This window comes from Halocynthiibacter namhaensis (assembly GCF_000812685.1).
In the GTDB taxonomy this organism is placed as follows: Bacteria; Pseudomonadota; Alphaproteobacteria; order Rhodobacterales; family Rhodobacteraceae; genus Halocynthiibacter; species Halocynthiibacter namhaensis.
On record NZ_JWIF01000017.1, the window covers coordinates 1 to 25,389 of the forward strand.

The 25,389-nt window shown below is 52.3% G+C and carries 27 protein-coding genes, 1 pseudogene and 1 other annotated feature; of the genes and pseudogenes, 7 read left to right on the forward strand and 21 right to left on the reverse strand.

What is annotated here, in order from left to right; all coding sequences use genetic code 11:
- Positions 1-70: a sequence feature (AL1L pseudoknot), on the reverse strand. This feature is flagged as partial in the annotation.
- Positions 1-357, reverse strand: a pseudogene (locus RJ38_RS03255) (transposase); the annotation flags it as partial. (Overlaps the previous feature by 70 nt.)
- A 53-nt stretch (positions 358-410) precedes the next feature.
- Here RJ38_RS03255 and RJ38_RS03260 point away from each other — a divergent pair.
- The gene (locus RJ38_RS03260; protein ID WP_052245161.1) at positions 411-1,673 is read left to right on the forward strand and encodes a sigma-54-dependent transcriptional regulator; all 1,263 of its coding nucleotides are present in this window, start codon (positions 411-413) and stop codon (positions 1,671-1,673) included.
- Between the two features lie 18 nt (positions 1,674-1,691).
- Here the strand turns inward: RJ38_RS03260 and RJ38_RS03265 are convergent, their stop codons facing one another.
- A complete protein-coding gene (locus RJ38_RS03265) occupies positions 1,692-2,447 on the reverse strand; it encodes an NAD kinase (RefSeq protein ID WP_039017471.1) in 756 nt (251 codons plus the stop codon).
- Positions 2,448-2,751: 304 nt separating this feature from the next.
- Between RJ38_RS03265 and glyA the strand changes: the two genes are divergently transcribed.
- Positions 2,752-4,047: a serine hydroxymethyltransferase gene (gene glyA / locus RJ38_RS03270; RefSeq protein WP_039017472.1), complete on the forward strand. Its 1,296-nt coding sequence runs from the start codon at positions 2,752-2,754 to the stop codon at positions 4,045-4,047.
- Between the two features lie 137 nt (positions 4,048-4,184).
- Here glyA and RJ38_RS03275 read toward each other — a convergent pair whose 3' ends face one another.
- The 3 genes from RJ38_RS03275 to RJ38_RS03285 form a co-directional block, all read right to left on the reverse strand.
- Complete coding sequence (locus tag RJ38_RS03275) at positions 4,185-4,472, reverse strand: hypothetical protein (protein ID WP_039017473.1); 288 nt, start codon at positions 4,470-4,472, stop codon at positions 4,185-4,187.
- Positions 4,473-4,540: 68 nt separating this feature from the next.
- The gene (locus RJ38_RS03280) at positions 4,541-5,215 is read right to left on the reverse strand and encodes a PspA/IM30 family protein (protein WP_039017521.1); all 675 of its coding nucleotides are present in this window, start codon (positions 5,213-5,215) and stop codon (positions 4,541-4,543) included.
- Positions 5,216-5,307: 92 nt separating this feature from the next.
- Positions 5,308-5,895 (reverse strand): TetR/AcrR family transcriptional regulator, encoded by a 588-nt coding sequence (locus RJ38_RS03285; protein ID WP_039017474.1) that lies wholly within the window; start codon positions 5,893-5,895, stop codon positions 5,308-5,310.
- 140 nt (positions 5,896-6,035) lie between these two features.
- On the opposite strand from RJ38_RS03285, the gene RJ38_RS03290 reads away from it, so the two are divergent.
- Positions 6,036-6,878 (forward strand): DUF817 domain-containing protein, encoded by an 843-nt coding sequence (locus tag RJ38_RS03290; protein ID WP_082005613.1) that lies wholly within the window; start codon positions 6,036-6,038, stop codon positions 6,876-6,878.
- A 70-nt stretch (positions 6,879-6,948) separates the two neighbouring features.
- Here RJ38_RS03290 and RJ38_RS03295 read toward each other — a convergent pair whose 3' ends face one another.
- The 6 genes from RJ38_RS03295 to RJ38_RS03320 form a co-directional block, all read right to left on the reverse strand.
- Positions 6,949-7,935 (reverse strand): ABC transporter substrate-binding protein, encoded by a 987-nt coding sequence (locus tag RJ38_RS03295; RefSeq protein ID WP_039017475.1) that lies wholly within the window; start codon positions 7,933-7,935, stop codon positions 6,949-6,951.
- A gap of 67 nt (positions 7,936-8,002) precedes the next feature.
- A complete protein-coding gene (locus RJ38_RS03300) occupies positions 8,003-8,842 on the reverse strand; it encodes an ABC transporter permease (RefSeq protein WP_039017523.1) in 840 nt (279 codons plus the stop codon).
- A complete protein-coding gene (locus RJ38_RS03305; RefSeq protein ID WP_039017476.1) occupies positions 8,842-9,708 on the reverse strand; it encodes an ABC transporter permease in 867 nt (288 codons plus the stop codon). The genes RJ38_RS03300 and RJ38_RS03305 overlap by 1 nt, the downstream gene beginning before the upstream one ends.
- Positions 9,709-9,734: 26 nt before the next feature.
- A complete protein-coding gene (locus RJ38_RS03310) occupies positions 9,735-10,517 on the reverse strand; it encodes an ABC transporter ATP-binding protein (protein WP_238321634.1) in 783 nt (260 codons plus the stop codon).
- 78 nt (positions 10,518-10,595) lie between these two features.
- A complete protein-coding gene (gene hydA, locus RJ38_RS03315; RefSeq protein WP_039017478.1) occupies positions 10,596-12,059 on the reverse strand; it encodes a dihydropyrimidinase in 1,464 nt (487 codons plus the stop codon).
- 86 nt (positions 12,060-12,145) lie between these two features.
- Entirely contained in the window at positions 12,146-13,411 is a 1,266-nt protein-coding gene (locus RJ38_RS03320; protein ID WP_039017479.1) for a Zn-dependent hydrolase, read from the reverse strand.
- Between the two features lie 208 nt (positions 13,412-13,619).
- Here RJ38_RS03320 and RJ38_RS03325 point away from each other — a divergent pair, with 208 nt between their 5' ends.
- Positions 13,620-14,240, forward strand: a complete 621-nt coding sequence (locus RJ38_RS03325; RefSeq protein WP_039017480.1) for a TetR family transcriptional regulator C-terminal domain-containing protein — start codon at positions 13,620-13,622, stop codon at positions 14,238-14,240.
- Positions 14,241-14,299: 59 nt separating this feature from the next.
- Here RJ38_RS03325 and preA read toward each other — a convergent pair whose 3' ends face one another.
- Together preA and RJ38_RS03335 are read right to left on the reverse strand one after the other, a co-directional pair.
- Complete coding sequence (gene preA, locus RJ38_RS03330; RefSeq protein ID WP_039017481.1) at positions 14,300-15,604, reverse strand: NAD-dependent dihydropyrimidine dehydrogenase subunit PreA; 1,305 nt, start codon at positions 15,602-15,604, stop codon at positions 14,300-14,302.
- A gap of 14 nt (positions 15,605-15,618) precedes the next feature.
- Complete coding sequence (locus RJ38_RS03335) at positions 15,619-16,953, reverse strand: NAD(P)-dependent oxidoreductase (RefSeq protein WP_039017482.1); 1,335 nt, start codon at positions 16,951-16,953, stop codon at positions 15,619-15,621.
- A 272-nt stretch (positions 16,954-17,225) separates the two neighbouring features.
- On the opposite strand from RJ38_RS03335, the gene accB reads away from it, so the two are divergent.
- Genes accB through aat form a run of 3 tightly spaced genes read left to right on the forward strand, consistent with a single transcriptional unit; the run spans position 17,226 to position 19,755 of the window.
- Entirely contained in the window at positions 17,226-17,717 is a 492-nt protein-coding gene (gene accB / locus RJ38_RS03340; RefSeq protein WP_039017483.1) for an acetyl-CoA carboxylase biotin carboxyl carrier protein, read from the forward strand.
- Between the two features lie 12 nt (positions 17,718-17,729).
- The gene (gene accC / locus RJ38_RS03345; protein WP_039017484.1) at positions 17,730-19,076 is read left to right on the forward strand and encodes an acetyl-CoA carboxylase biotin carboxylase subunit; all 1,347 of its coding nucleotides are present in this window, start codon (positions 17,730-17,732) and stop codon (positions 19,074-19,076) included.
- A 37-nt stretch (positions 19,077-19,113) separates the two neighbouring features.
- A complete protein-coding gene (aat, locus tag RJ38_RS03350; RefSeq protein WP_039017485.1) occupies positions 19,114-19,755 on the forward strand; it encodes a leucyl/phenylalanyl-tRNA--protein transferase in 642 nt (213 codons plus the stop codon).
- Here the strand turns inward: aat and RJ38_RS03355 are convergent.
- The 8 genes from RJ38_RS03355 to RJ38_RS03390 all read right to left on the reverse strand — a co-directional run bounded on the left by RJ38_RS03355 (position 19,698) and on the right by RJ38_RS03390 (position 25,345).
- Positions 19,698-20,081 (reverse strand): DUF2155 domain-containing protein, encoded by a 384-nt coding sequence (locus RJ38_RS03355; protein WP_039017486.1) that lies wholly within the window; start codon positions 20,079-20,081, stop codon positions 19,698-19,700. The genes aat and RJ38_RS03355 overlap by 58 nt on opposite strands.
- Positions 20,078-20,530, reverse strand: a complete 453-nt coding sequence (mlaD, locus tag RJ38_RS03360; RefSeq protein ID WP_039017487.1) for an outer membrane lipid asymmetry maintenance protein MlaD — start codon at positions 20,528-20,530, stop codon at positions 20,078-20,080. The genes RJ38_RS03355 and mlaD overlap by 4 nt, the downstream gene beginning before the upstream one ends.
- A 26-nt stretch (positions 20,531-20,556) precedes the next feature.
- Complete coding sequence (locus RJ38_RS03365; RefSeq protein WP_039017524.1) at positions 20,557-20,931, reverse strand: NADH:ubiquinone oxidoreductase subunit NDUFA12; 375 nt, start codon at positions 20,929-20,931, stop codon at positions 20,557-20,559.
- Between the two features lie 88 nt (positions 20,932-21,019).
- Positions 21,020-21,412 (reverse strand): RidA family protein, encoded by a 393-nt coding sequence (locus RJ38_RS03370; protein ID WP_039017488.1) that lies wholly within the window; start codon positions 21,410-21,412, stop codon positions 21,020-21,022.
- 73 nt (positions 21,413-21,485) lie between these two features.
- Positions 21,486-22,763 (reverse strand): ATP-dependent Clp protease ATP-binding subunit ClpX, encoded by a 1,278-nt coding sequence (clpX, locus tag RJ38_RS03375; RefSeq protein WP_039017489.1) that lies wholly within the window; start codon positions 22,761-22,763, stop codon positions 21,486-21,488.
- A 153-nt stretch (positions 22,764-22,916) separates the two neighbouring features.
- Positions 22,917-23,540 (reverse strand): ATP-dependent Clp protease proteolytic subunit, encoded by a 624-nt coding sequence (locus RJ38_RS03380; protein WP_039017490.1) that lies wholly within the window; start codon positions 23,538-23,540, stop codon positions 22,917-22,919.
- A 145-nt stretch (positions 23,541-23,685) separates the two neighbouring features.
- Positions 23,686-24,753, reverse strand: a complete 1,068-nt coding sequence (locus RJ38_RS03385; RefSeq protein WP_238321635.1) for a GGDEF domain-containing protein — start codon at positions 24,751-24,753, stop codon at positions 23,686-23,688.
- Positions 24,746-25,345: a heme NO-binding domain-containing protein gene (locus RJ38_RS03390; protein WP_039017491.1), complete on the reverse strand. Its 600-nt coding sequence runs from the start codon at positions 25,343-25,345 to the stop codon at positions 24,746-24,748. Before RJ38_RS03390 ends, RJ38_RS03385 begins: the two co-directional genes overlap by 8 nt.
- Between the last annotated feature and the right edge of the window lie 44 nt (positions 25,346-25,389).

Consider the following 25,389-nt stretch of genomic DNA (forward strand, 5'->3'; position numbering starts at 1 on the left):
CTCTATGATCCTCAATGAAGGAAATCATTTGCGGAACGGGCGGTCGAGCTCCGCCTGGGCAAAATATGCCGACGCCTTCTTCAGGATCTCATTGGCCTGGCGAAGTTCCTTGTTCTCTCGTTCCAATTCTTTGATGCGGTCCCTTTCTTCGGTTGTCAGGCCTGCGCGCTGACCCTCATCACGTTCCGCTTGTTGGCACCAGATACGCAGGCTGTCAGGGGAACAGCCAAGCTTGGGCGCGATCGCTTTGTGTGCGGCTGAATCGCTGGAATAATTGACACGGTTTTCTCGAAAAAGCCGAACGCCACGTTCACGCAGCTCAGTCGGATAGGCGGGGGTATGTTTCTTCTTTGTCATAGGGCTCACCTTTGGAGTGTTTTACTCTCCGGTAAAACCGGGGCGGTTCAATATTGGCAATCGAACCTGATACACGCGTGATTGTGATCACGGCTAACGGGTCGATCAACCTCGCAGTTGAAGCCATGCGGGCTGGCGCACATGAATTTTTGCTGAAGCCCTTTAATGAGCAACATTTTATCTCTGCCATTCGCAATGCTGAACCAAAAACGACACCAACCCGCAAGCAGCCAAAAGTCACTGCGCCCCCCTCACAAACCATGGGTTTCATTGGTTCTTCGGGGGTCATGCAGAACATTTATAAAAGCATCGGCACCGTAGCGGCCTCTCAGGCTTCGGTGTTTATCACCGGCGAAAGCGGGACCGGTAAGGAAATTTGCGCTCAAGCCATTCATGATTTTTCTGATCGTGCAAAAGGCCCGTTTGTTCCGATCAACTGCGGAGCTATCCCGTCAGATCTGCTTGAAAGCGAAATATTTGGCCACTTGCGTGGGGCGTTCACTGGGGCGATCTCAGATAAGCTTGGCGCAGCGGCAGTCGCGGCCGGTGGCACCCTGTTCTTCGATGAAATCTGCGAGATGGACATCGCACTTCAAACCAAGCTTCTTCGGTTTTTGCAAACCTCGTCTATTCAGCCTGTTGGCGCGTTAAAGCCAAGCAAAGTTGATGTGCGAATTGTATGTGCAACCAATCGAGACCCATACGAGCAAATGCGATTGGGCAAGTTCCGCGAAGACCTTTACTATCGTCTGCACGTTGTCCCCTTACATCTCCCCCCCTTGCATGAACGTGATCACGACGTCCTAGAAATCGCTAAAGATACGTTGATCAAGTTTTCCACCGAAGAGAACCGGGCTTTCAAAGCCTTCTCTCCCGAGGTTCAGCATTATTTCCGCTCCCACCCATGGCCAGGTAACGTTCGTCAGTTATTAAATGTCATTCGCAACATCGTTGTTCTTCATGACGCCGAAACCGTGACCATGGATATGTTGCCGCATGATTTCCGCGCGTCGGCTCGCCACGCGACATCACGCGTTGATACAGCAGCAGCAACAGTGCCTGCGCCTGAGGAACAATTGCACATCCCCCGAACTGAAGCCCCGACAACAAACAGAAATCTCGACGGGCTGATTGGCAAGACCCTTGACGAAATCGAACGCATCGTCGTCGAGGAAACCATTGCAAGTAATTCAGGATCCATCCCAATGGCCGCGCGGGTATTGGATGTGTCGCCTTCCACCTTGTACCGTAAAATTTCTGGTTGGAAGAACCAAGCGAAGGCGATGCGCGCCGATGACCAGCTCCCCACATCATAAGACGTTGGTCAGCTGACCCTAGATGAACTGTTCTTGCAAAAGACGTTCTTCCAAACCATGGCCGGGGTCGAACATCAAACGGTGGCCCACCGCCGTCTGACTTTCGATCTCGACGTAAGCCACGTTTGACACGGATCGGCTATCTGCATCGACCATCACCGGGCGTTTTGCAGCCTCTAACACGTCAAAACGAACCTTGGCACTTTTGGGCAATAAGGCCCCACGCCACCGACGCGGGCGAAACGCTGCAACCGCAGTCAAAGCAAGCACTTCGGCCCCAATCGGTAAAATTGGCCCATGCGCTGAGTTGTTATAGGCAGTTGAGCCTGCCGGTGTTGACAGCAACGCACCATCGCAGACAAGTTCTTCCATCCGCACGCGCCCATCCACAGAAATCCGTAATTTTGCCGCCTGAGGGCCTGCGCGCAACAGCGAAACTTCGTTGATCGCCAGCTCCTTGTGCATGGTGCCATCAACGCATTGCGCAGTCATCTCAAGCGGGTTGATCACAGCTTGTTCTGCTTCCATCAAGCGTCCAACAAGGCCACTTTCGCTGTATTCGTTCATCAAAAAACCAACAGTACCGCGGTTCATACCATAGACAGGCACGCCCAAATCACGGGTTTGATGCAGGGTTTGAAGCATAAAACCGTCCCCTCCAAGCGCCACGATCACATCCGCATCCTTAGGGTCACAATCGCTGTACCGCGCGACCAATCGTGCGCGCCCCGCGCGGGCTTTTTCACTTTCACTCGAGGTGAATGCAATTTTCATCACTTTACTCATGATCTGGCCTTATATTGCCCAAACTCGGACTTATTCGCTACACTTGCCTGCGTGCCCCCAGAAGGCAAGACCAAGCAGAGATTATCGCGCGCATAGCAGCGTCAATCTGGCTTCAACGCAGATGTGTGCAATTGTGTACCAAAATCATCGTGTTTTTCGTTCCAAAAACACGCGAATTAACACCACAGTGCCGCAGATTCACGGTGCTGCGTCGCATTATCCGCTTCTGCTTCGCCACAGTTGACGTTAGAAAGTTGCGAAATGCCCTCGCGTCCAGACAGGAAAATGCGCCATGACCAGTGATAGCACCACAAACGCCTTCTTCACCGAATCTCTCGCAACCCGCGACCCCGAGCTTCACGCCTCAATCACCAACGAGCTTGGCCGTCAGCGCGACGAGATCGAATTGATCGCGTCTGAGAACATCGTTTCTGCCGCCGTGATGGAAGCCCAGGGTTCCGTTCTAACCAATAAATACGCTGAAGGTTACCCCGGCCGCCGTTACTATGGCGGTTGCCAATATGTTGACGTGGCTGAAACTCTCGCGATTGATCGTGCAAAGCAACTGTTTGGTTGTGACTTTGCTAACGTGCAGCCGAACTCTGGCTCACAGGCCAACCAAGGTGTGTTTCAGGCGCTGATCCAGCCTGGCGACACCATCCTTGGCATGGACCTGTCCTCAGGTGGTCACCTGACCCACGGCGCGCGTCCAAACCAATCCGGCAAATGGTTTAACGCTGTGCATTACGGCGTACGTGAAAGCGACAACCTGATTGATTACGATCAGATCCAGGCGCTTGCGACCGAACATCAGCCAAAGCTGATCATCGCCGGTGGTTCTGCTATCCCACGTCAAATCGACTTTGCGAAATTCCGTGAAATCGCTGACTCAGTTGGCGCATATTTCTTGGTCGACATGGCGCATATCGCGGGTCTGGTTGCGGCGGGTGAACACCCTTCCCCGTTCCCACACGCCCATGTTGCGACCACCACAACCCACAAAACCCTGCGCGGTCCACGTGGCGGCATGATCGTCACCAATGACGAAGCGCTGGCGAAAAAGTTCAACTCTGCGATCTTCCCTGGCATCCAGGGTGGCCCATTGATGCATGTGATCGCTGGTAAAGCTGCTGCTTTTGGCGAAGCTCTGCGTCCTGAATTCAAGGTCTACCAAAAGCAAGTTCGCGCAAACGCGGTTGCCCTTGCCGATCAGTTGATCAAAGGCGGCCTTGATATCGTCACTGGCGGCACCGACACCCACGTCATGCTGGTTGATCTGCGCCCCAAAGGCGTGACCGGCAACATCACTGACAAAGCCCTTGGTCGTGCGCATATCACGACCAACAAAAACGGCATCCCGTTTGACCCAGAAAAGCCAACCGTGACCTCTGGCATTCGCCTAGGCACCCCTGCGGGCACAACACGTGGCTTTGGCGAAGCAGAATTCCGCGAAATCGCTGATCTGATCGTGGAAGTCGTGGATGGTCTCGCCGCAAACGGCGAAGACGGCAACGCAGCTGTGGAAGAAGCAGTCCGCGGCAAAGTCGCAGCCCTCTGCGCACGCTTCCCACTGTACCCGAACCTCTGATCCCGGTTTTCGACAAAGACACCTAAACAAATGAAAACGCCCGGGGGAAGGAACCCGGGCGTTTCATTTTTGGGTGAGGGCAATCGCTAGCTTTTTCAAAGCCCCCACCCCACCATCGTTAGGTCATCCTATGGAGATCAGATGTCCTTGGACGGATCTAGGAGCGCTTCTTCAAGCAGCTTTTCATTGCGGGCGTCTTCGATACGACGAATGCGATCTTCGCTGGAACGTGTGTCAAAACGGTATTTCACAACATTCACAAGGCTTAGCGTCAGCAACACAATCCCCATGCCCCAGTAACCCTTTGTCGCCAGTGGAACGTCCACGGATTTGTAAAGCGACAGGGCCAGCAGCGCATAGGCTGCAACTACACCAGCAATATTCAGCAGCATGATCAGATGTGTATCGTTACGTTCGTTGTTCATTGTATTTCTCCATGTTTATTGGTTCAGCCCGTAAGCTGGTTAAGTTCGTTCTAAGATACGTTTTGTGGTTATTTTGCTTGCAGGCGCTTCAGGACATCATCTGCAGTGGCGCGTGTTTTATGGCCAAAGCCCGCGTCGCCAAGGCGATCTGCCACATCATGATGGCCAAGCCCTGTGTCGATCTCGCGCAGGATTTCGCTTTGTTCAAACGGGTCATCTTTGTTGACCACATTTGCGATCAGCTCTTCCGCTTCGTCAATCGCGTTCCCGCCTCCAAGTGTTTTGTTCAGGCGTTTCTGAATGCCCTGTTCACGCTTGATCGCTCGGGCTGAAATTGCACCCTGTTTAAGGTCCAAGATGCGGCGGTTCGCGGCCTCAACGGATTGGCGCAACTGCATCACACGGGCTTCAAGCCGGTTGGCTGTTTCACGGCGCACCGTTAACTCGTTTTCCATTTCCGCAATGGCGCGGGCCGCTTCTTGGGCCAGATCTTCGCGGTCATCAGACAGCGCCTCACGGGCTCGCAATGTCAGATCGGAAACACGATCCTCTAGCGCCCCAATTTGGCGTGTCTCGCCCCGCTCTCTCTGTATCAAACTCGCAAGCGTTAGCTTTGCGGCTTTCAGGCTCGCCTGTGCCTCACGGATCTTTTGATCAATCAATTCAATCGAGTACTGGTCCCGAAGGTTTTCTTCTGCCCGGGCATTCGCTCCGATAATCAGTGTCTTGAAAGTACCAAACATTGTTTTCTCCATTTTCTGAACATCGTTCATGAAAATGTTTTACTCAATACATGAACGATGTTCAAGTATTTTATTGAACGTCGTTCATAAAATTATCCAATTTGACGTAACAGCATTGAAATCATTGTTTTTATTTTTTCGGGTGGCACTCCGGAAATGCGTTTTTCCAAGCCCAAAAGCACAATACCGTGTACTGACGAGAACAAAGATCGCGTCATTAGATCCAAATCTTCCGAATCCATTTCAGGGTAGATCTCAGACAATGGACGCGAGATATTGGCAAAAAGCCCGCCAAGCGCTGCCAAATACCAATCCGGCACCTGATCTTCCACCGACATTTCCAAGTCAAACATCGCCCGCCACAAGTTGGTGTTATCCGCTGCAAAATCCAAATATGCCTCTGACATGATGATCAAACGCTCATTTGGCTGGCACAGGACATCCGCAACAGACCCAGCAACCGCGTCCCCCAAGCGCCGGAAGGTACGCCCGTTCACCTCCATATGTAACGCCTGTAAATCATCAAAGGCGTTGTAGATCGCCCCCAGTGCGCAACCAGCGTCCTTAGCCAGGCTTCGCGCTTTCACCGATCGCAGCCCAGATTTCGCGATCTGCGTCTCTGCCAAATCAACAAGCTTCTTACGTAGAGCTTCTTTACGTTCTACAACTTTGCCAGCCATGCTTGCCCTGCCATGAAAAGTGAACCTCGTTCATGACTAATCTTTATGGACCACATACACAAGTTCGACGACCACAAAACATAGACTTTCACAGCCCATTGCCTATACAGACAAAAATTTCTGATGACGTGAGTATTAATATGCGCAACACCCGCCAAACCGAACGTCGCCTTGGGGACATAATCCGTGCGAACCTGCCCCCGATGCTTGCGGAATGTGTCATGTTCGTGCTCAAGCAGGGGTGGTCAGCCCTGTTTGGTATCCTATTGCTATGCGCAATCATTGGCAGCCGTCTCATCTGGAACGACCATTGGCCAATCGCCCGGTATGACGCATTGGTCATCTTCGCTATCTCGACCCAAATTGCTTTTCTATACTTCAAATTGGAAACCTGGGAGGAAGCCCGAGTAATCCTGCTATTTCATCTCACAGGCACCGCCATGGAGATTTTCAAGATCTACGCAGGTTCCTGGGTCTATCCAGGTGACGGAGTGTTGAAAGTAATGCAAGTACCGTTGTTTTCAGGCTTTATGTATGCAGCCGTTGGATCTTACATGGCGCGGGTCATTCGGGTGTTTGAAATGCGCTTCACCCCTTTTCCACCCTTTCACTGGCATCTCATCTTAGCCGCGTTGATCTATGTGAATTTCTTCGCGCACCACTATTTGCCCGACATTCGCATGGCTCTTTTTGCAGCGACGATCCTTCTTTATGCGCGCACGCGCATCTGGTTTCGCATGGGCACGCAATCGCGATTTTGGTGGATGCCCCTGCCCCTCGCGGCCTTCTTTTCAAGCTTTTTCTTATGGCTCGCAGAAAACATCGGCACATTGACCAGAACTTGGGTCTACGCGGGGCAAACCGACGGCCAAGCCGTGAGTTTTGCCAAAATGGGATCATGGTACTTGCTGTTATACGTCAGCTTCGCAACGGTCACCTTCGTCACGCGCGATGCCATTTACCGACAAAAGTGTGCACCTTAGGATTTTCAAACAGCGAAGGGCGCGAATGCCATGTCGCGCCCTTCTCATGTTAATGATAGCTGCCGTGAACTTAGTTCAGTGCAGCATCGGTGATCGCATGCGTCCAAGCCCCCTCGGGCGCGGCAGAGATCACCGGATCAGACCCACCTGCCAATAAAGTGGCCACCGTGCGTTCATAGGCTTCAACATCGAGCGATCCATTTGTGCTTGCTGTCAATTTCGCAATTTCACCCATCATCCGACGTTGGTGGTTTTCGGTCTGCGCACCTGTTTCGTCATATTCCAGAACGATGTCGGCGGCTGCATCTGGGTTCTCTTCTGCCCATTTCCAACCGCGCATAGATGCACGTACAAAGCGTACCAGCTGATCTTCAAAGGCTGCGTCGCCTAGGCGATCTTCCATGACATACAAGCCGTCTTCTAACGTCGCAACACCTTGATCTTCGTACTTAAAGGTGACCAGGTCATCCGCAGTAAGCCCCGCATCGATGATCTGCCAATATTCATTATAGGTCATAGTGGACACGCAATCTGCCTGCCCCTGTAGAATGGGATCAACGTTGAACCCTTGCTTAAGAACCGTCACGCCATCGCCGCCCTCAGTGCCAAGACCAAGCGAACTCATCCAGCTCAGGAATGGATATTCATTGCCGTAAAACCAAACACCCAAAGTGCGTCCGGCGAAATCCGCAGGCGAAGTCACACCCGTGTCCTTGCGGCAAGTCAACATCATACCGGAACTTGCAAAAGGCTGCGCAATATTCACCAATGGCAGGCCACGTTCACGTGCGGCCAACGCAGAAGGCATCCAGTCGATCACCACATCCGCGCCGCCACCTGCAACCACCTGAGTTGGGGCAATGTCAGGCCCACCGGGTTTGATCGTAACGTTCAGATCTTCTTCCTCGTAGAACCCGTTGTCCAGCGCCACATAATAGCCTGCGAACTGGGCCTGTGTGACCCACTTCAGCTGTAGCGTCAGATCATCGGCGGCCTCAGCGGCAACTGCGCCCAAGGCCATAGCCCCGCTCAATGCGCCCGTCAGTAGCTTTTTCATCTCGTCTTCTCCCTTATTGGTTCTGTTGAATATCCGGGCCGTTTTTTTCGGCCTCTGTCTGCGTTGATTATCCTCGTTGCGAGGGGTGCCAGAAGGTCACCCGCTTTTCAATAAATGCGACGATACCATAGAATGCTGATCCTGCTATGGCCGCGACGACGATCTCGGCCCAGACCATATCTAGGCCCAAACGCCCCACCTCGGTTGAGATGCGAAAACCCATGCCGCGTGTGGGCGAGCCAAAGAATTCGGCCACAATCGCGCCGATCAACGCCAGGGTCGTCGCAATCTTTAAGCCATTGAACATAAATGGCATTGCCGCAGGCAGGCGCAGTTTCAGAAGGCTTTTCCAATACCCCGCCGCGTAAGTGCGCATCAGATCCCGTTGCATGCTGTCCGTTGCTTTCAATCCTTCAACCGTATTCACGAGCATCGGAAAGAAAACCATCACAACCACCACGGCGGCCTTGGAATGCCAATCAAATCCAAACCACATCACCAGAATCGGTGCCATGCCAACAATAGGAAGCCCAGCGATGAAATTGCCCACAGGCAACAGCCCGCGTTGCAGAAAAGGTGATCTGTCAATCACAATCGCCACAGCGATCGCAGCGCTGCACCCGATCAAATAGCCCGACAACGCCCCCTTCACGAAGGTTTGGATGAGATCGATCCAAAGCAGATGACCAGCAGAGGAAAACCGCTCTGCGATCATCGACGGCGGCGGCAGGATAATTGGCGACACATTGAGGCCACGCACGAGACATTCCCACATCAAAATCACGGTCACGCCAAAGATGACAGGCATCGCAACTTGCACCATGCGGGTCGTGTGATGCTTGGATCTGGCCAAGCGAATATTGATCAACAGGCCAACCGCCCAGATCACAAATGCGAGAAAAACCATCATTGCGCCATCCCCATGCGTTTAAGCGTGATTGTCTGGATTGTGCCGACGATAAAGATTAAAACCGCCGCTAATAAAGCAGCAGCGGCCAGCGCAGACCAAATTAAAAGTGGTTCCCCGTATTGGCTACCAACCAGCATTCTTGCGCCAAGCCCCCCTGACCCGCTCATGGGAAGTTCACCCACGATTGCCCCAACAAGACTCGCGGCGATAGCGATTTTAACAGCTGCGAAAAAGAACGGCATGGACCCCGGAAGGCGGAGCTTCCAAAAGGTCTGTGACTTGCCAGCCCCCCATGTGCGCAGCAGATCCAACTGCATCCGATCTGGGCTTCGCAGCCCCTTAATCATGCTCACCAATACAGGAAAGAAACTAAGGTATGCGGAGATTATCGTTTTGGGAACAAGATGGCCCTCGATCCCAACAGAATTGGACAAGACCACAATCATCGGTGCAATCGCCACAATGGGCACGGTCTGACTGATGATCGCCCAGGGCAGGATACTCATATCCATGACGCGGGAATAAACGATCCCGACAGCCAGTAACGTGCCAATAATAGTCCCTAAGATGAACCCCGTCAAAGTGGCTTTCAACGTGATCCAGCCGTGAAACACAAGCGAGCGGCGCGAAGTAATCTTCTTTTCAACCGTGGTTTCCCAGAAGTTAACAGCCACTTGATGTGGCGCAGGCAAAACCGGGCGGGGTTGGGCCATTGTATCGGCGAAAACCTCGCTAAGGGTTAATTCCACGCCAGCACGATTTGCCTGGTCGTAGGTCCATTTCTTGTTCATCATGAACGCGCCCGCATACCAGGCGATGATCATGGCAAAAACGACAGCCAAAATGGGCAAGATGTTACGCATAATGCCCTCCGGTTTTGGGGCGTGGATCAGTCATAGGCATGCCCCGCACGCAATCCTTCACGCACCCGGTGCGCGATTTCCAGGAATTCAGGCGTATCACGAATATCCAACGGACGTTCCCGTGGCAGGGTGCTTTCAATCACATCTGCGATGCGGCCTGGACGGGGGCTCATCACAACAATTTTCGTGGACAGGTAAACCGCTTCGGGGATGGAATGCGTCACAAACCCAATCGTTTTATTCGTGCGCGCCCACAGTTTCAAAAGCTGTTCATTCAGGTGATCGCGCACAATTTCATCAAGTGCACCAAAGGGTTCATCCATCAGAAGAATGTCCGCGTCAAAGGCCAAAGCGCGGGCGATTGATGCACGCTGCTGCATCCCCCCAGAAAGCTGCCAAGGAAATTTGTTGCCGAACCCTGTCAACTCAACCAGTTCCAAAACCCGTTCAACCCTTTGTTGTTGTTCAGCTTTGTCAAATCCCATGATCTCAAGCGGCAGTTTGATATTGCCAGAGATCGTACGCCATGGGTACAAGCCCGCCGCCTGAAATACGTAACCATAAGCACGTGATTTCCGGGCCTCCTCTGCGGTCATGCCATTCACGGTGATGCTGCCCGCCGTGGGGTTTTCCAGCGCGGCAATGGTGCGTAGGAATGTGGTTTTACCACAGCCTGATGGGCCAATAAAACTGACGAAATCACCCTTATTGATATCAAGGTTTATATCCTTCAGCGCATGCACAGGGCCGTCATTGGTCTGAAAGGTCAGATCCAAATTCTGTGCTTTAATAACAACGTCTTGTGTCAAGACTATCCCCCTTGGCTGCCCGCTTATGCGGGTCTTGCTATGGTGTCTGACCTCCTCATCCGAGGCCAGACGTTTTGATTATATCCCTGCCGGAATATTCATGGGATCCCGCTGAATTTGCTTCGGCGCGGTCAGTTCTTTCCATTTGCTCAAGGCGACATTTGCGCTTGGGAATGCAGGACGCGGCACAAAGCGGCCACGCCCTGGTTGCGGTTGGCTGTTTTGCCCCCAGGCCCAGATAACATCGCCACGTGACAGGGTAAAACGCGCCTGGGCTTTGACGTTGAAGCCTTCAAACACATTGTAATCCAACACGGAATGGTGGTTCGCTTGCGAAATGGTCTTAGAGATTTTCGGATCCCAAACCACAATATCCGCGTCTGCTCCTTCAACAATCGCACCCTTTTTCGGGTAGATATTCAGGATTTTCGCAACATTGGTAGAGGTCGCCGCGACAAATTCATTTGGCGTAAGACGGCCAGTTTCGACCCCTTCCGTCCAAAGCACCGCAAGGCGTTCTTCCAACCCGTTTGACCCGTTGGGGATCAGGCAGAAGTTATCTTTGCCCATCAGTTTTTGTTCACTGGTGAAAGCCGCATGGTCCGTTGCGACCACCTGCAAAGACCCGCTTTGCAGACCTGCCCAGAGGCTGTTCTGATGTTCCTTATTGCGGAAAGGCGGCGACATAACCCGACGCGCTGAGTGCATCCAATCGCCTTTGAAATATTCGCTTTCGTCCAATGTCAGGAACTGAATCAGAGGCTCACCATAGACACGCATCCCTTTTTGGCGCGCACGGCGAATGGCTTCATGCGATTGCTCACACGACACATGCACAATGTACAAAGGCACACCAGCAGCGTCAGCAATGGTGATCGCGCGATTGGCGGCTTCGCCCTCAAATTCTGGCGGACGAGAATAGGCATGACCTTCCGGACCAGTGATGCCTTCTGCCAAATATTTCTGCTGCATTTCCGCAACCAGATCACCGTTTTCAGCATGCACCATCGGCAGAGCACCCAATTCGGCGCAACGCTTGAAAGAGGCGAACATTTCATCGTCTTCAATCATCAAAGCGCCCTTATAGGCCATGAAATGTTTGAAGGAATTGACGCCCATATCAACGGCGTCTTTCATCTCATCAAAGACATTTTCATTCCAGCCGGTGATCGCCATATGGTAACCAACGTCGGAACAAATTTGCGGCGCGGATTTACGGTGCCATTCATTGATCGCGTTTTTAATCGAGCCATCTTCGCCCGGCAGACAGAAATCCACCACCATCGTCGTGCCGCCACAAGCCGCAGCCCAGGTGCCGGATTCAAACGTTTCGGCAGCGGTTGTGCCCATAAACGGCATTTCCAGATGCGTATGCGGATCAATCCCGCCGGGGATCACATAGGCCCCTTCCGCATCAATATATTCATCCCCCTTCAGATCCTCCCCGATCTGTTTGATCGTCTCGCCTTCAATCAGAACGTCTGCTTTATAAGTGCGATCCGCCGTGCAGACAGTGCCGCCTTTGATTACTTTTGTGGTCATTAATTTTCCTCCCGTCAGCGCAAACGCACCTTTTTCATCTTGCTGGAAATACTCCGGGGGTCCGGGGGCTGGCCCCCGGACCGGTCTCAGCCTGAAACGATTTCTGCAGTCTCCACCACCGCATGTAGCAATACATCTGCGCCCGCGGTTGCCCATTCTTTGCTGATTTCCTCGGCCTCATTATGAGACAACCCATCAACACAGGGGCACATGATCATCGCGGTTGGGGCGACGTCGTTGATCCAGCAGGCGTCATGGCCCGCGCCAGAGATGATATCCATATGCGAATAACCAAGACGTTGCGCTGCATCGCGCACGGCACCGACGCATTTCTCATCAAAGGCGGGTGGGTTGAATTGGCCAACGATTTCGCAGGAAAATTCCACGCCGATATCTTGGCAAAGCCCCGGCGCCCGCGCATTGAATTCCTCCACCATGCCTTCCAGCTTATCCAGCAGATGGGTGCGCATATCGACGGTGAACACGACCTTACCCGGGATCACATTGCGGGAATTCGGGTAGACATCAATATGCCCGATCGCTCCCACCGCATTGGGTTGGTTCTTCATCGCGATTTCATGCACAAGTTCCGTCACAAGCGCCAATCCGCGTCCTGCGTTTTTGCGCATATGCATGGGGGTAGACCCCGTGTGGCTGTCCTTGCCCGTGACCGTACATTCGATCCAGCGCAAGCCTTGACCATGGGTGACTACGCCGATGTCTTTCTTCTCGGCTTCAAGAATTGGGCCCTGTTCAATATGCAATTCAAAGAACGCATGCATCTTGCGTTCGCCGACAGGTTCATCACCGCGCCAGCCAATGCGTTTCAGCTCATCCCCGAATTTTTTACCGTCAGCATCTTCAATATCATACGCCCAGTCTTCGGTATGTTTGCCGATAAAAACGCCTGATGCCAGCATTGCGGGCGCAAAGCGCGTGCCTTCCTCATTGGTCCAATTGGTCGCGACAATCGGGTGTTTGGTTTTGATGCCAAGGTCATTCAAAGTACGGATCAATTCAAGTCCGCCAAGCACCCCCAGCACCCCATCGTATTTCCCACCGGTCGGCTGGGTATCAAGGTGGCTGCCGACATAAACAGGCAACGCATCGGGGTCGGTGCCTTCGCGGCGCGCGAACATGTTGCCCATAGTATCAACGCCCATGGTGCAGCCCGCGTCTTCACACCACTTTTGAAACAACACGCGGCCTTCGGCATCTTCATCAGTCAGGGTCTGGCGGTTATTACCACCCGCCACGCCTGGCCCGATCTTCGCCATTTCCATGAGAGTATCCCACAGGCGTTCCCCGTTGATCTTCAAGTTCACACCGGGTGCGATTGCGTCTGCTGGCATGGTATCTCCTCCCCCGCTTGCAGTATTTTCCATCGCTCAAAATGGCACGCCTCCCAACGCAAGATCCATTTTGACCATTTGGTCAGGATCAGGCTATCACGGGCTGGTGATCAGTCAAGAAAAAGCGCAGGAATGCTGTATTTTTTCACCGGCTTGCGTTATCTGCCCGCTCTAGGCATAGTTTTTAAGCACTAGTGATGGATGGCCCGTGACAAATTCAGCAGGAAAAACTGGAAAAACCAGGATCCAGAGAGAGAAAAATCAACAGATTCTTGAAGCTGCCCTGAATGTGTTTTCACAATTTGGTTTTCGCGGTTCAACCATTGACCAGATCGCGAAGGAAGCCGGGCTGTCAAAGCCTAATCTTCTGTATTATTTCCCATCCAAAGAAGCGATCCATTCTGAACTTCTGTCAGGGTTAATGGACAGCTGGCTTGATCCTATGCGCGAACTTAACGCTGACGGTGATCCAAAAGAAGAAATTCTGTCTTATGTGCGCCGCAAACTTCAGATGAGCCGGGACTTCCCCCGCGAAAGCCGCCTATTTGCCAATGAAATCATCCAAGGTGCGCCACGCATTCTACCTGCCATCGAAGGTGAATTGCGCGAACTGGTTGCTGAAAAATCTGCGATTATCCAAGGTTGGATTAACGATGGTCGAATTGCACGGCTTGACCCGCAACACTTATTGTTTTCGATTTGGTCCCTTACCCAACATTATGCGGATTTCGAAGTTCAGGTACGTGCGATCATGCCGGCTGATGAGCGTGTTTACCCTCGGGCAGAAACACATCTAGAGACCTTATTTACCCGGATGATCTCGATTTAGCGCCCATTTTCTTTGAAAGAAAATGCCCCGGAGTTTTTCAAAAACTCCGGGGCATTAGATTATTCCGCTGCCGTTGCAGAGGGGTTGTTCGGATGCTGCGTCCAGTTGCCGTAATCCGGACTTACAGGTGTATTTGTGCGTTCATCCATCGCCCCAGGCTCCAAGGTTTCCATAGTGATGCAACCTTCAACCGGACAGACATTCACGCATAGATTACAGGCCACGCATTCGCTATCATCCACATCAAACACCCGATCTTCTGACATGGTGATCGCTTGATGGCTGGTATCCTCGCAGGCCGCGTAACAACGCCCGCAAGAAATGCAGGCATCCTGATCAATGCGCGCTTTGGTGACGTGATTCAGGTTCAGATATTGCCAATCCGTCACGTTTGGAACAGCCTTCCCAGAAAAATCATCCGTGCTGCTATAGCCTTTCTCATCCATCCAAGCAGACAGGCCGGCGGTCATTTCCTCGATAATCCGAAAACCATAGGTCATCACAGCAGTGCAGACCTGCACGTTCCCGGCTCCAAGTGCCATAAATTCGGCAGCATCGCGCCAAGTAGTAACCCCGCCAATCGCCGAGATCGGCAGGTTCGCTGTTTCGCCATGGCGCGCTATTTCAGCAACCATATTCATCGCAATCGGCTTCACCGCCGGGCCGCAATATCCGCCATGCGTGCCCTTTCCGTCGATCATTGGCTCGGGGCACATGGCATCCAAGTTAACAGATGTGATCGAGTTAATTGTATTGATCAGGCTTACTGCATCCGCACCGCCCCGCAGCGCTGCCTCTGCTGGATGCACAATATTGGTGATATTTGGCGTCAGCTTCACAATTACCGGCATACGCGTATTTTGCTTGCACCAACGTGTCACCATTTCAATGTATTCCGGCACCTGACCAACCGCCGCGCCCATGCCGCGCTCGGCCATGCCGTGCGGACACCCGAAGTTCAGCTCGATCCCGTCCGCACCGGTTTCTTCGACCACGGGCAGGATGGCCTTCCAAGCCTCTTCCTCGCAAGGCACCATCAAAGACACCACAACGGCACGATCAGGATAATCCTTCTTTACTGCTTTGATTTCACGTAGGTTTTGTTGCAAAGGGCGGTCGGTGATCAGCTCAATATTATTGAGCCCCAACAATCGACGATCCGCCCCAAAAATTGCGCCATATCGGGGGCCGTTGACGTTGACCACAGGTGGCCCTTCTGAACCGAGCGTCTTCCAAACGACGCCGCCCCATCCCGCTTCGAACGCCCGACGCACGTTATATTCCTTATCCGTCGGCGGTGCCGAGGCCAGCCAAAACGGGTTGGTGGATTTAATGCCGGCAAAGTTTGATCTCAGATCAGCCATATCGCTTTCCTCCCTCAGCCCATCAGGCTTTTGTTAATGTCTTCAGCCGCATCACGGCCTTCAGCAACCGCAGTCACCGTCAGATCGTCACCGCCCGTGGCACAATCGCCACCAGCCCAAACACCGTTGACGCTTGTCGCTCCATTGTCATTCACCGCAATCTTGCGGCCTTCCAGTTTCAGCCCTTCCGGGGTATCCCCAAGTGTCTGACCAATAGCTTTAAAGATCTGATCTGCGGGCAACGTTACGACTTCACCTGTGCCTTTGAGCCCAGACCCATCATCACTTGTGTATTCCAGTTCAATGCCTTCACATTTGCCATTTCCCAGCACGCGTTTGGGCTGGGTGTTTTCCAGGATGCGCACCCCATGTACTGCGGCAAGATCCTGTTCAAATCCCGAAGCGCCCATCTTGTCGCGGGTACGTCGGTAAGAAATCGTAACGCTGTCTGCGCCCAAAAGCTTGGATTGCACAGCAGCATCCACAGCGGTCATCCCACCACCAATAACGACCACATTGCGGCCCACAGGCAAATCACGAAATTCATCGGCCTGACGCAGATCAGCAATGAAATCAACTGCATCGCGCACGCCATTTTTATCTTCACCATCTGCGCGCAAGGCATTCACACCCGACAGACCGATAGACAGGAACACAGCGTCATAGTCGCCTTGCAACGTCGCAAGATCCAGATTTTCGCCCAAGCGTTTGCTATAACTCAGCGAAATGCCACCGATAGACATCAGCCATTCGACCTCGCGTGCGGCGAAATCATTGGTGGATTTATAAGCGGCAATACCAAATTCATTCAGCCCGCCAGCCTTGTCGCGCCCATCAAACATATCGACATCATGCCCATGGGTTGCCAGCCGGTGTGCACAGGAAAGGCCCGCAGGCCCGGCACCGACCACAGCAATTTTCTTGCCGGTAGACGCGGCACGCACAAAGGGTTGATCCGCATGCGACATCAGATTGTCAGTTGCAAAACGTTGGAGACGCCCGATTTCCACAGGTTTTCCTTCAGCCGTTTCGCGGACGCAGACTTCCTCGCAAAGCGTTTCCGTCGGACACACTCGCGCGCACATTCCTCCCAAAATATTCTGACTTAGGATGGTCTTTGCAGCTTCATCCGGCATCCCCGCTTGGATCTGGCGAATGAACATCGGAATATCAATATCCGTCGGGCAGGCCGTTGTGCAGGGCGCGTCATGGCAGAAGTAACATCTGTCTGCCGCAACCAGCGCTTCATGCGAGGCATAGCCCGGATGCAAGTCACTAAAGTTGTCTTCATATGCGCCTTTTTCAAGTCGCGCCGGGACAATGCCCGGAGTCATCTGGCTGTTTGGCATCTTGGCCTCCCCGCTGGATTTACAGTTCTCCTCTTGTCGAAAATGGTGACACAAGTTAATTTTTTTATCAATTGGTAAAATTTAAAGATTCCGCCGCAGCGCAGCAATTACGCCAAACAACAGAAAAATCGACTAATTGGCGTAAACCAGGCGAAATTCCCCCGCTTCCCCCTGGTAAAGCGGGGTTTGCAGCCCGCCCAGAGTGGCGTATAAGCGGCAGTGATTGAGGGCTTCGCGACAGTCGGGCCAAAGAAGAACAACCGGGGACACCGATGACACAAGATAAACACAAGACAGACGTTGAATTCATCCGCGCATTGGCAGAATTGCTTGAAGAGAACGACTTGAACGAACTTCAAGTGAAGCGCGAATATGGCGATCATGACAGTCTGAACGTGCGCGTAAGCCGTGGTGCACAACAAGTTGTTGCACAATACGCAGCACCAGCTGCACCTTTGGCAGCGGCCCCAGTTGCCGCGCCGGCCCCAGCCGCCGCAACTCCAGCAGCCGAAGCCGATCCAGCAAGCTTGCCTGGTGCAGTTACCTCTCCGATGGTTGGCACCTCATATCTGGCAGCTGAGCCAGGTGCTGCCCCATTCGTGACCGTTGGCCAACAGGTTTCTGAAGGCGATACTTTGATGATCGTTGAAGCCATGAAAACAATGAACCACATCCCTGCGCCCCACTCCGGCACCGTTAAACGTATTCTTGTCTCTGATGGTGATGCGGTTGAATTTGGCGCGCCGTTGATGGTCGTCGAATAAGGCGGGCCCGGCATGTTTAAGAAAATCCTGATCGCAAACCGGGGCGAAATCGCTCTGCGCGTGATCCGAGCAGCCCGCGAAATGGGCGTCGCCACTGTTGCTGTCCATTCCACGGCCGATGCAGATGCAATGCATGTGCGTATGGCGGATGAAGCAATCTGTATTGGCCCCCCCCCCGGCACGGACAGCTATCTTTCTGTTTCGTCCCTCATTGCTGCCTGCGAAGTTACCGGGGCCGAAGCCATTCATCCGGGTTACGGTTTCTTGTCGGAAAACGCTGACTTTGTTCAAGCGCTTGAAGATCACGACATCGCGTTCATTGGCCCAACTGCGGCACATATTCGCATGATGGGTGACAAGATCACCGCGAAAGACACCATGAAAAAGCTTGGCGTGCCCTGTGTGCCTGGTTCTGATGGTGGTGTTCCCGACTATGAGACCGCCAAAAAGATCGCAGATGACATGGGCTATCCCGTCATCATCAAAGCGACCGCTGGTGGTGGTGGTCGTGGCATGAAGCTTGCGAAAACCGCCGATGATCTTGAGGTTGCTTTCCGCACCGCACGTTCAGAAGGCAAATCCGTTTTCGGCAACGACGAAGTTTACATTGAGAAATATCTGACCACCCCAAGTCACATTGAGGTTCAGGTCTTTGGCGATGGCAAAGGCTATGCAGTTCATTTGGGCGAACGTGATTGTTCCCTACAACGCCGTCACCAAAAGGTTTTCGAAGAAGCCCCCGGCCCGAACATCACCCCAGAACTACGCAATCAGATCGGTGAGACCTGTGCCAAGGCTGTGGCGGGTATCAACTATACCGGTGCTGGTACAATCGAATTCCTGTACGAAAATGGCGAGTTCTATTTCATCGAAATGAACACGCGTTTGCAGGTGGAACATCCGGTCACAGAAAGCATTTACCGCCAAGATTTGGTGCGTGAACAGCTGCTGGTTGCTGCGGGTGAACCGATGTCCTTCACACAAGAAGATCTGGTGTTGGACGGGCATTCAATCGAAGTGCGCATCAATGCTGAAAAGCTGCCAAACTTCTCGCCTTGTCCAGGTAAAGTCACCGCGTATCACGCGCCTGGTGGTTTGGGTGTTCGGATGGATTCGGCCCTTTATACCGGCTATACAATCCCGCCTTATTACGACAGTTTGATTGGCAAACTGATTGTACATGGGCGTGATCGTCCAGAAGCCTTAGCACGCCTTAAACGCGCCTTGGGCGAACTGATCATCGACGGCGTTGACACCACGATCCCTCTGTTCCACGCCCTGCTGGAAGAGCCCGACGTATTGTCTGGCAATTACAACATCCACTGGCTGGAAAAATGGCTTGAAGAAAACTTGGGCTAAGGCCTTACCGGCCCGCCCCGCACAGGAGCGGGCCTAAATGTCAGAAGAGATCACCGCGCAAATCCTGCTGAACGCATATGCGAATGGCGTATTTCCAATGTCCGAAAGCAAGGATGATCCGGAACTTTTCTGGGTCGATCCACGCCTTCGCGGGGTAATTCCCCTCGATGATTTCCATATTTCCAAAAGTTTGAAAAAACACATCCGCAAAGCGGGGCTTTCTGTGCGCTTGAACAGCGATTTTGCAGCAGTCTTAGATCATTGCGCGGATCGCGACGAGACTTGGATCAACGACACCATCAGGGCGCTCTATATTGAGCTTCACGACTTCGGCTATGCCCACTCTATTGAAGTTTATCAGGATCGCGACCTGATTGGGGGCGCATATGGCGTGACCCTTGGGGGGGCATTCTTCGGCGAAAGCATGTTCTCGCGCCATGTGAACGGATCTAAGGTTGCGCTGGCCTATCTCGTTGCACATTTAAAACGCTGCGGATTTACCCTGCTTGATACACAATTCATCACCGAACATCTCGCCAGCATGGGTGGGAAAGAAATTCCACGCGCACAATACCATCAACAGCTAAATGCTGCCTTGGACATCGATGCAGATTTTTTAGCTTATTCAGATGCGCCGGCGACGGCTTCTGTTCTGCAACGCAGCACCCAAACGTCATAACGCGGGTGGTCTAAAGCGTTCAATGCCGGGGATGAGGCAACCATCCACCCTGCAAACAGTTCTTCATCATCACGCGAATCAAGGATGTTAAGATACGCCCAAGCGTCCCCCGATGGGTTTCCTGTCGGGAAACGGCATTCTTCCAATGTGACCTTAAGACGACCGAATTCAGCGCTTGCGCCATTGTTCAGCTCAATGTCCGTAAGGTTCCCGTTGACCTTATCAAGTCCGCGCAGCACGCCGCCCTGACCCAATGTCGCATCCTGGGCGACAGCCCCCGTCGCAAGGCCCAAACAAAGAACCCCAAGAAGCAAACGCTTTTTCATGCGCCACTGTCTCCGGCAACGAATTTAACCAACAAAGAAATCAAGCTGACGGAACCCTGCGTGTCTTCGATCTCGCCCCCAGCTTCGAGGTTGATTGGCGATCCACCGGGCACAAGCTCCACAAAGTTCCCCCCCAGCAGGCCTTCGGAGGAAATCAGGATTGAAGTGTCTTCAGACAACTCAACATGATTTAATACAGAAATATCAATATCCGCACGGTAGGTTTCGGCATTCAAAGACATGCCCGTTACGGTGCCGATTTTCACACCGGCCAAGCGCACGTCTGTCCCGACGCTGATTCCTTCAGCGGACCGGAAGCTGGCGGTCAAATCATAGTTCCCACCGGATCCAGCAGACACACCGGCCACCTGCCCCATATAGAACAAGAAACCCGCAGCAGCGGCCAATACAATACCACCCGCCAAAATTTCGGACTTATTTTCAGACATGACTGAAGACCTTACTTAAGCAACGTTTATTCGGGTGACCAAGCTTCGTAATCACGACGGTCCGCGGGGCGCACCTGACGAATCGAACCAGATGGCGCATAGGCCATCGCAGTGCCGGTCAAATTTTCCTGATGATCTTTTTCCCAAGGTTTATGCGCCAGAGGCTTGTCCTCAGGGGTCTCATTCCACGTAAAGTGAAGCCAACCGTGCCAATCCGGATTTACTTTAGATGCCTCAGGTTCGCCGGCATACATCACCCAGCGACGTTTATCGTCTTGAGTGCGATAGTAAACGTTGCCCTGCTCATCTTCTCCAACACGCACGCCTTTGCGCCATGTGAAAAGTTGAAAGCCGATGGTCTGACCACGCCACCAAGTGAGAAGCGAAAGAATAAAGCGCATTGTGCCCTCCGGAAAATGTTCTTCTTCATATGGACCAAGCGCGGGCTGAGGTCCAGTGTCTTTGCATTTTTCGCGCATATTGGCGGCATTACGGCATCCGCGCTGTAACTTCGATTTCAATCTTCATTCTGGGATCAATCAAACCGGCGACATACATCGTTGCAGCAGGTTTCGCGATTGCAAAAGCTGCGCGTAAAATCGGCCAACATGGTTCGAAATCAGTAGCATTCGGTAGAATATAGCGCACGCGAACCACATGATCCAAGCTGGTCCCTGCTTGTGTCAACGCATTGGCGATGTTGTCGATTGTGTTCTGACATTGCGCTTCTACGCTGTCTGGAAGGGTCATGGTTGCGTAATCCATCCCCGTGGTCCCTGAGACAAAAGCCCAACCGTCAGCGATCACAGCCCGCGAATAACTTACAGATTCTTCAAATGTTGATCCTGAGCTGATGTGAATGATTTGCGATTTTTCCGTCATGAGGCCCCTCTAAAATAAAATGCCCCGCAACACTTCCGTGCGCGGGGCATATGTTTGTGATTATGATCTAAGATCATCCAGCGCTAACCGGCTCTTCCTGGGATTCTTTTGGTTCACCGTGAACCAAAAGCGGCGCCGCATCAGATGTAACGGCCTCCTCGTTCACGACCACCTCATCCACGCTATCAAGACCCGGAAGGTCAAACATGGTGTCCAGCAGGATATCTTCCATGATAGACCGCAGGCCACGCGCACCAGTTTTACGTTCAATCGCACGCTTTGCGATGGCCGTTAATGCGTCATCGGTGAACTTGAGTTCCGCTTCTTCGATTTCGAACAAACGCTGATATTGTTTGATCAACGCGTTCTTCGGCTTCGTCAAAATCGTAACCAGCGCATCTTCGTCCAAATCTTCGAGTGTGGCGATCACAGGCAAGCGACCGACAAACTCGGGAATCAGACCGAACTTCAACAGATCTTCTGGTTCCAGCTCTTTGAAATAATCGCCAACAGATTTTTCATTCTCTTCACGAACATCCGCACCAAAGCCCATTGCAGACCCTTTGCCACGCTGCGCGATAATCTTATCAAGCCCTGCAAATGCGCCACCACAGATGAACAGGATGTTTGTCGTGTCGACTTGAAGGAATTCCTGTTGCGGATGTTTGCGCCCACCTTGAGGTGGAACAGACGCAACCGTGCCTTCCATAATTTTCAACAACGCTTGCTGCACGCCTTCGCCAGATACATCACGTGTGATCGACGGATTGTCGGACTTGCGGGTGATTTTATCAACTTCATCGATATAAACGATGCCGCGTTGCGCGCGTTCTACATTGTACTCTGACGCCTGTAACAGCTTCAGAATGATGTTTTCCACATCTTCGCCAACATAACCGGCTTCCGTCAATGAGGTCGCGTCGGCCATCGTGAACGGCACGTCCAGAATACGTGCAAGCGTTTGTGCCAAAAGCGTCTTACCACAACCGGTAGGCCCAATTAGCATGATGTTTGATTTGGCCAATTCAATATCAGAGCCATTTTCGCTGACATGGTTCAAACGCTTATAATGGTTGTGAACCGCCACAGAAAGCACGCGTTTCGCATGCGCTTGACCGATCACATAATCGTCCAAAACTCCGCAAATTTCTTGGGGTGTCGGAACCCCTTCCGAAGATTTCAATCCCGCAGATTTAGTTTCTTCGCGGATGATATCCATGCAAAGTTCGACGCATTCGTCACAAATGAAAACCGTTGGTCCGGCGATCAGCTTGCGCACCTCATGCTGGCTTTTGCCGCAAAACGAACAATAGAGAGTATTTTTGCTGTCGTTACCTGAAGTATTCGCCATTTTAATCCTCTGGAGCCTTTGCCCCGCTGCGGCCCTTTTGAGCCCCGGATGAACATTTGCGCAGTACCGGAGCGCCCTTCCCCTGAGTTTAGGGCACCCCTCTAGCTTCTACAATCGCAAAATCACCACAAAATGGTGATCCTGAGATCAGGGTTAATCTTCCGATTTGTCGCGGTTTTCCACGATTTCATCAATCAAACCCCAGTCTTTGGCATCTTCAGCAGACATAAAGTTGTCACGCTCAAGTGCATCCACGACAGATTTCATCTTTTGACCAGTGTGTTTCACATAGATCGCGTTCAAACGATCTTTAAGCTTTTGTGTCTCCTGGGCGTGGATCATTATATCCGTCGCCTGCCCCTGATAGCCACCGGATGGTTGGTGCACCATGACACGTGAATTAGGCAGGGAATAACGCATCCCCGGCGCACCGGCGGCCAGAAGAAGGGACCCCATAGATGCCGCTTGACCAACGCAAAGCGTTGATACTTTTGGTTTAATGTACTGCATCGTATCGTAGATCGACAAGCCCGATGTCACAACACCACCAGGGCTGTTGATATACATTGAAATCTCTTTTGTGGGATTTTCTGCTTCTAGGTGCAAAAGCTGCGCCACAATCAGGCTGGACATGCCGTCATGTACCGGACCTGAAAGGAAAATAATGCGTTCTTTCAGTAGACGCGAGAAAATATCATATGCGCGTTCACCGCGGGCTGTCTGTTCAACAACCATTGGGACGAGTGTATTCATGTAGAATTCGTGTGGATCGTTCATCTGTACCTGCCTGCTTCTGTCATTTGATCGATAAAGCCAATGTCTTAACAGAGTCTTAGTATCGACCACGCCTGGCTGCAAGGGGCCGTATTTTCTTGATCGGCCAATTCACTCCCTTAATCACCCACGATACAAGAAACCTTGTTCAATGCCGGGTGTCCCGAGATGGCGGAGCGTTCGCCATTTCATTTTGGGTGGCAGCCGCTAAATGTTCAGACCAAACCGTCGCCTGTGCCCGCCCCTTATGTTTAGATGCATATAGCGCGACATCTGCATCCGCGAGCATCCGTTCAGCGTTCGGGGATTTATAAAAATCAGAAACAGTTGTCCCAACAGAACCCGAAATGCGGCATACATCCCCTTCAAATTCAATTGGGATCTCCAATTTCGAGATAATTCGATGCGCAATGTCATTCAAGCGTTCCGTGTTCGTCAATTTCGGGAAAATCAGCACGAATTCGTCTCCGCCTGCCCGTGCGACAGTGTCCCCTTCGCGGGTTTCATCGCGCAAAATTTCTGCCACCCGAGTTAAGACAAAGTCCCCAGCGGCATGGCCAAGCGTGTCATTCACATCCTTGAAATAATCGAGGTCAATATGCATGAGGCCGAAACGTTCTTTGCGATCCATCATGTCAGACAAACAAAGATCCATCGCACGGCGGTTCCCAAGCCCGGTCAACATATCAGTCGTCGCCTGTTCTTCAGCCATCACCCGCGCACCATCAAGACGTACATTCAATTGGCGCAATTCATCCAACACTGCCGTTTTAGCCTCGACCAAATACAACATTTCAACGGCCAAGTTTGTTGCTTCGAAATCCGCACTGGTCAAATTATAATGATGGACTGCATCGATCACTGAAATTCCAAAGGACATGTTGAACGCCAGGTGGTTGTTGCCCCCGCAAGGCACCACCACCGCCTTGAAACGGCCAACAGAATCATTGCGAAAATTTAGGTGCAGAACAGATCCCGCGCATTGACGCAAAGTTTCGATACTTGTTATCGAACCAGGGCGCCGAATCTCAAAAACCTCTAGGAAGCGACGGCCCAGCAGCGGCTTGCCGCCAAAGACTTTTTGCAACGTTGGCCCGACATGCGAAAAATGGCCAGTTTCGTCAATCAGTGCATTCATTGGCATCAGAATATCCAGCGCTTCGCCACCTATGATACCAGGCATCCGTGCGATATCCGTGTTTTCAACTTCAGCCATGTAGGGCCTCCTCCTCATTGCCAAGCATGAAGGAACGTCCTTCAGCAAAATCCGCTTCGACCACCTCGATTGAAATCAACTCATCCGCACCCTGCGTGCCTTGGTGATCCATAAAAACAAGAGCCCCATAGTCATCTGCCATGCCGCGTAACAGGCCCATAACCACATATCCAAAATCCGGGTGATCCCAATGACAGCGCAAGCTGAATTGACCAGAAGCATGTTCACGCAAACTGAGCTGGGGAATATGCAAATCGGGAACCGCCATGCGCACTCGATCATGTAGCTCATCAAGAGAATGTAAAAAATCGGCGAAAGTGACGCCGCTAAACCGCAAGAGCCGACGCACGGCACCCACTTTTTCATGACTCACCAAATATGTGCCAATATCTTCCATTACTTCTTGGCGCGAACGGTTCAAAACAGCGGCCAGAGCATCCAGAAATTGATACGTAATATCATCGTCATATGTTAGCATCGCTTCAAATCCGGCGTGACCGGTTTGAGCGCGTTCAACCGCCTGTTCCCACACTTGATCACCGTAGGTGTCACGCGTGAAACATTGAATAGATCTATTAATCAGACCATGCATGGAAAACCCCTTTTCTCTGACAGGCAGGTTGGCAGGTAACCGTT

Excerpts from the sequence above, each read along its gene's own strand:
- RJ38_RS03265 (WP_039017471.1), bottom strand. The coding sequence starts at position 2,447 with ATGAAAATTGCATTCACCTCGAGTGAAAGTGAAAAAGCCCGCGCGGGG.
- glyA (WP_039017472.1), top strand. The coding sequence starts at position 2,752 with ATGACCAGTGATAGCACCACAAACGCCTTCTTCACCGAATCTCTCGCA.
- RJ38_RS03275 (WP_039017473.1), bottom strand. The coding sequence starts at position 4,472 with ATGAACAACGAACGTAACGATACACATCTGATCATGCTGCTGAATATT.
- RJ38_RS03280 (WP_039017521.1), bottom strand. The coding sequence starts at position 5,215 with ATGTTTGGTACTTTCAAGACACTGATTATCGGAGCGAATGCCCGGGCA.
- RJ38_RS03285 (WP_039017474.1), bottom strand. The coding sequence starts at position 5,895 with ATGGCTGGCAAAGTTGTAGAACGTAAAGAAGCTCTACGTAAGAAGCTT.
- RJ38_RS03290 (WP_082005613.1), top strand. The coding sequence starts at position 6,036 with ATGCGCAACACCCGCCAAACCGAACGTCGCCTTGGGGACATAATCCGT.
- RJ38_RS03295 (WP_039017475.1), bottom strand. The coding sequence starts at position 7,935 with ATGAAAAAGCTACTGACGGGCGCATTGAGCGGGGCTATGGCCTTGGGC.
- RJ38_RS03300 (WP_039017523.1), bottom strand. The coding sequence starts at position 8,842 with ATGGTTTTTCTCGCATTTGTGATCTGGGCGGTTGGCCTGTTGATCAAT.
- RJ38_RS03305 (WP_039017476.1), bottom strand. The coding sequence starts at position 9,708 with ATGCGTAACATCTTGCCCATTTTGGCTGTCGTTTTTGCCATGATCATC.
- hydA (WP_039017478.1), bottom strand. The coding sequence starts at position 12,059 with ATGACCACAAAAGTAATCAAAGGCGGCACTGTCTGCACGGCGGATCGC.
- RJ38_RS03320 (WP_039017479.1), bottom strand. The coding sequence starts at position 13,411 with ATGCCAGCAGACGCAATCGCACCCGGTGTGAACTTGAAGATCAACGGG.
- preA (WP_039017481.1), bottom strand. The coding sequence starts at position 15,604 with ATGGCTGATCTGAGATCAAACTTTGCCGGCATTAAATCCACCAACCCG.
- RJ38_RS03335 (WP_039017482.1), bottom strand. The coding sequence starts at position 16,953 with ATGCCAAACAGCCAGATGACTCCGGGCATTGTCCCGGCGCGACTTGAA.
- accB (WP_039017483.1), top strand. The coding sequence starts at position 17,226 with ATGACACAAGATAAACACAAGACAGACGTTGAATTCATCCGCGCATTG.
- accC (WP_039017484.1), top strand. The coding sequence starts at position 17,730 with ATGTTTAAGAAAATCCTGATCGCAAACCGGGGCGAAATCGCTCTGCGC.
- aat (WP_039017485.1), top strand. The coding sequence starts at position 19,114 with ATGTCAGAAGAGATCACCGCGCAAATCCTGCTGAACGCATATGCGAAT.
- RJ38_RS03355 (WP_039017486.1), bottom strand. The coding sequence starts at position 20,081 with ATGAAAAAGCGTTTGCTTCTTGGGGTTCTTTGTTTGGGCCTTGCGACG.
- mlaD (WP_039017487.1), bottom strand. The coding sequence starts at position 20,530 with ATGTCTGAAAATAAGTCCGAAATTTTGGCGGGTGGTATTGTATTGGCC.
- RJ38_RS03365 (WP_039017524.1), bottom strand. The coding sequence starts at position 20,931 with ATGCGCTTTATTCTTTCGCTTCTCACTTGGTGGCGTGGTCAGACCATC.
- RJ38_RS03370 (WP_039017488.1), bottom strand. The coding sequence starts at position 21,412 with ATGACGGAAAAATCGCAAATCATTCACATCAGCTCAGGATCAACATTT.
- clpX (WP_039017489.1), bottom strand. The coding sequence starts at position 22,763 with ATGGCGAATACTTCAGGTAACGACAGCAAAAATACTCTCTATTGTTCG.
- RJ38_RS03380 (WP_039017490.1), bottom strand. The coding sequence starts at position 23,540 with ATGAACGATCCACACGAATTCTACATGAATACACTCGTCCCAATGGTT.
- RJ38_RS03385 (WP_238321635.1), bottom strand. The coding sequence starts at position 24,753 with ATGGCTGAAGTTGAAAACACGGATATCGCACGGATGCCTGGTATCATA.
- RJ38_RS03390 (WP_039017491.1), bottom strand. The coding sequence starts at position 25,345 with ATGCATGGTCTGATTAATAGATCTATTCAATGTTTCACGCGTGACACC.